The following is a 3,462-nucleotide window of genomic DNA, read 5'->3' as shown; positions in this document are numbered from 1 at the left end:
AACTTCCAGTAATGGTCGAGCTTCTGGACAGCCTTATCGAGGGCGAGGAGGAAAGTAAATGATCGGAGTAAGCGAAGGGAAAGACCAGGAAGCCAGAGCCATCCTGGAACTGGCCGGGATTGATTCGGACAAGTACCGGATCTGGCACCATAATAGCATCTATGTGCATGCAATAAATGAAGAGACGAAAGAATCGGTGATCGTTGAGAAAGCGACACTCGAGGTAGTAAAAAGTCCCGGTGCTTTGGCGGGCGATCCGGGACACAAAAAATAATAACACAGCTCAATTATAGGGCAAAAGTAGGAGGTAAATCAAGTGAAATATAAACAGATCGACATCAAGGAAGCTGCAGACCGTTTCAGGAATGGCGAAGCGGTATATGCTGCCAGATGTATTGGCGGCATGAGTTTCCGAGAGGTAACAGCAGCAACGATGCTGCTGGTGATGGAAATCCCGGTTCCAGAAACAGAGACGAAGCCGGAAAAGGTGAAAAAAGCCCCCCAACAAAAAAAGACCATAGACCGGGGGAAGGTAAAAGCACTGCACGAGGCAGGGTGGAGCAATGCGAAGATTGCAGATGAAATGAAGTGCTCTGCATGGAGTGTGAGCATGATCCTGAAAGAACTCAGGGAACAGGAAGAAAAACAAAGCGAGGTAAATACAGATAAATGAGCTATACGATCATTGAAAATGCCGACCATGCGGCGTGGCTGAAAAGCCGCACGCTTGGGATCGGCGGTTCAGATGCGGCTGCGATATTGGGGCTGAACCCATACAAGAGCAACGTGGAGTTGTTCGAGGAGAAAACCGGGAAACGGATGCCGGAGGACATATCCGACAAGCCGTATGTGAAATACGGAACGGAAGCAGAGCCTCTGATCCGCAGACTCTTCTCCCTGGATTATCCAGAATACAAGGTGCTTTATCATGAGAACCGCATCCTGCGGAGCGTTGAACATCCCTTCATGCAGGCTTCACTTGACGGCGAGCTGACCGACCAGGAAGGCAGAAAAGGCATCCTGGAGATCAAGACCACGAACATCATGAACAGTGCACAGTGGGGCAAGTGGGATGGCCGCATACCGGATAACTATTATATTCAGGTGCTCCACTATTTGTTGGTGACAGGTTACCAGTTTGCAGTGCTGAGGGCACACATCCGGTCGGACTGGGAAGGAGACAGGCGGACAGCCGTCCGCCACTATTTCATTGAACGTTCTGACGTTGAAGAAGACCTTGCGATGCTCTTGCAGGAAGAAAAGAAATTTTGGCAGCAGGTAACACACAACATAAGACCGGGCAGGATACTGCCGGAGATATGACAGGAGGTAAACATGGAATTAAGAATCACGACCAAGATGGAGCCGGGGACGCTCCCGGAGATCCAGTGGAACAGCAGCGAGTTGAAGGAAGAGATCCAGAAGAAGGCACAGGAATATGCATCCATTGCCTATACAGATTCCCAGACCGCAGAGATGCGTAAGGACAGGGCGACCCTGAACAGACTGGTGAAGGCGTTCGAAGAAGAACGAAAGCAGGTAAAGAAATTTTATGCGGCACCTTATGAAAAATTTGAGGCACAGGTGAAGGAAGTGCTGGAACCAGTACGCAGTGCGGTCAAAGTGATCGATGACGGGCTGTACGAGATCGAGCAGAAGTACCGCAGCGAAAAAACGGAAAAGATGCGTGAATATTATGACCTGTATGTCGGGGATCTTCGTTCTGTTATCCCTTTCGAGAAAACAGTAAAAGAAAGCATGTATAAAAAATCCATCACGGACAAGCATCTGGAAACCGCTTACCATTCGCTGTTCAACCGTATGTCTGAAGAAATGGAAGCACTTGAGGAACTCCCGGAACGTTTCCGTGACAAGGCTGTCCTGAAATATATAGAAAACTACAGCCTTTCGGAAGCACTCAGAGAGGGAAAACGCCTGGAAGAAATGGAAAAAGCCCTGGAAGAGCGAAAGAGAAAAGCAGCCGAGGAGAAAGCCAAAAAAGAAGAGGCATCCAGAAAGGCAGTACAGCAGGAAGAAACATCCGCTACTGCGGAAAACAAAGAAGACAGCAAGGCAGAAGTACCGAAAACTACGGCAGAAACACAGGAAGCAGAGAACACTACAGAAGTACAGGAAGAGATCTGGACACTTGACTTCCGTGTACGCGGCACCAAGAAACAGATCATGGATCTGAGAGAATACCTGATCCGCAACAACATTCAGTTTGGAAAGGTGGAATAAAACATGGCAGTAGCAAACAGTCTTGCAAACAGACAGACAAGAAGCAGCATGGCAACGTATATGTCCCAGGAAGCAGTGAGGAAGCAGATCAACAGCGTGGTCGGCGGCAAGAATGCCACCAGATTCGTCTCCAGCATCGTTTCTGCAGTACAGACAACACCGGCTTTGCAGGAATGCACGAACCAGAGCATCCTGTCAGCTGCATTACTCGGTGAAGCACTGAACCTCTCACCATCCCCACAGCTCGGACAGTTCTATATGGTCCCGTTCAAGAACAATAAAAAAGGCTGCAAGGAAGCACAGTTCCAGCTTGGGTATAAGGGTTATATCCAGCTGGCAGTGCGTTCCGGATACTACAAACGCCTGAACGTCATGGCGATCAAAGAAGGGGAGCTTCTCCACTACGATCCCCTGAACGAAGAAATTGAAGTGAACCTGATCGAGGATGACATCATCCGTGACGAGACACCTACAGCCGGTTATTATGCCATGTTCGAGTATGAGAACGGATTCCGAAAGACAATGTACTGGTCGAAGAAGAAGATGCTGGCACACGCCGAAAAGTATTCCCAGGCGTTTGGAGGGAATGGCGGGGCGAGATCGCTGGAACTCCTGGAAGCCGGGCAGATCCCGGAAAAAGACCTCTGGAAATATTCTTCTTTCTGGTTCAAGGATTTTGACAGCATGGCATTGAAGACCATGCTCCGCCAGATCATCAGCAAATGGGGCATTATGAGCATCGACCTGCAGAACGCCCTGGACAAGGACATGGCAGTGATCCACGAGGACGGAAAAGCTGAGTATGTCGATTCCGTAAAAAAGGAAGAACCGGTGGCAGAGCAGGAATACAGGGAAGTCCCGGAAGCAAAGACGGATGTACCGAAAGCAGCAGAACCACCAAAAGAGGCAGATGCTTCGGAACAGATGAGCATGGAAGATATGTTCTTCAATAATTAAAACAGACCATCCCGTTGACCTCACCGGAATGGCCGCTTACGTAAAAAGGAAGTAGAAAATGAACAGTCAGAACAATAACGAAAAACCAAAGTTATTCACGTTCACCGTACCGGGCAAGCCGCAGGGCAAAGCCCGGGCGAGAACATTCTACAACAGCAAGAGCGATAAAATGAGCAGCGTAACACCTGAAAAGACGGTGCTGTACGAAAACCTGATCAAGACCTGTTTCCAACAGAAATACGGACAGAAACGGTTTTCGGATGA

5 protein-coding genes and 1 pseudogene are annotated in these 3,462 nt (G+C 49.0%); all 6 read left to right on the top strand.

All coding sequences use genetic code 11. The annotated features are described in order from the left end of the window. Nucleotides 1-58 precede the first annotated feature (58 nt). Nucleotides 59-274 carry a hypothetical protein gene (locus LKD42_RS14810; RefSeq protein ID WP_248836142.1) on the top strand — a complete coding sequence of 72 codons (216 nt, stop codon included), beginning with the start codon at nt 59-61 and terminating at the stop codon, nt 272-274. Nucleotides 275-316: 42 nt separating this feature from the next. Continuing rightward, the gene (locus LKD42_RS14805) at nt 317-673 is read left to right on the top strand and encodes a helix-turn-helix domain-containing protein (RefSeq protein ID WP_248836141.1); all 357 of its coding nucleotides are present in this window, start codon (nt 317-319) and stop codon (nt 671-673) included. Beyond that, the gene (locus tag LKD42_RS14800) at nt 670-1,323 is read left to right on the top strand and encodes a YqaJ viral recombinase family nuclease (RefSeq protein ID WP_248836140.1); all 654 of its coding nucleotides are present in this window, start codon (nt 670-672) and stop codon (nt 1,321-1,323) included. The genes LKD42_RS14805 and LKD42_RS14800 overlap by 4 nt, the downstream gene beginning before the upstream one ends. A gap of 12 nt (nt 1,324-1,335) precedes the next feature. Then, nucleotides 1,336-2,241 (top strand): DUF1351 domain-containing protein, encoded by a 906-nt coding sequence (locus tag LKD42_RS14795; RefSeq protein WP_248836139.1) that lies wholly within the window; start codon nt 1,336-1,338, stop codon nt 2,239-2,241. 3 nt (nt 2,242-2,244) lie between these two features. Next, nucleotides 2,245-3,198 (top strand): recombinase RecT, encoded by a 954-nt coding sequence (locus LKD42_RS14790; RefSeq protein WP_215659552.1) that lies wholly within the window; start codon nt 2,245-2,247, stop codon nt 3,196-3,198. Nucleotides 3,199-3,256: 58 nt separating this feature from the next. Further along, nucleotides 3,257-3,462: pseudogene (locus LKD42_RS14785) on the top strand (hypothetical protein); the annotation flags it as partial.

Origin of the sequence: Hominisplanchenecus faecis (genome assembly GCF_020687205.1) — a bacterium.
GTDB lineage: Bacteria > Bacillota > Clostridia > Lachnospirales > Lachnospiraceae > Hominisplanchenecus > Hominisplanchenecus faecis.
Note: the sequence above shows the minus strand (reverse complement) of the source record. Positions and strands in the feature narration are given on the sequence as shown.

Bases quoted from the DNA above. Each gene is read 5' to 3' on its own strand.
- LKD42_RS14810 (WP_248836142.1), top strand. From the start codon at position 59: ATGATCGGAGTAAGCGAAGGGAAAGACCAGGAAGCCAGAGCCATCCTG.
- LKD42_RS14800 (WP_248836140.1), top strand. From the start codon at position 670: ATGAGCTATACGATCATTGAAAATGCCGACCATGCGGCGTGGCTGAAA.
- LKD42_RS14795 (WP_248836139.1), top strand. From the start codon at position 1,336: ATGGAATTAAGAATCACGACCAAGATGGAGCCGGGGACGCTCCCGGAG.
- LKD42_RS14790 (WP_215659552.1), top strand. From the start codon at position 2,245: ATGGCAGTAGCAAACAGTCTTGCAAACAGACAGACAAGAAGCAGCATG.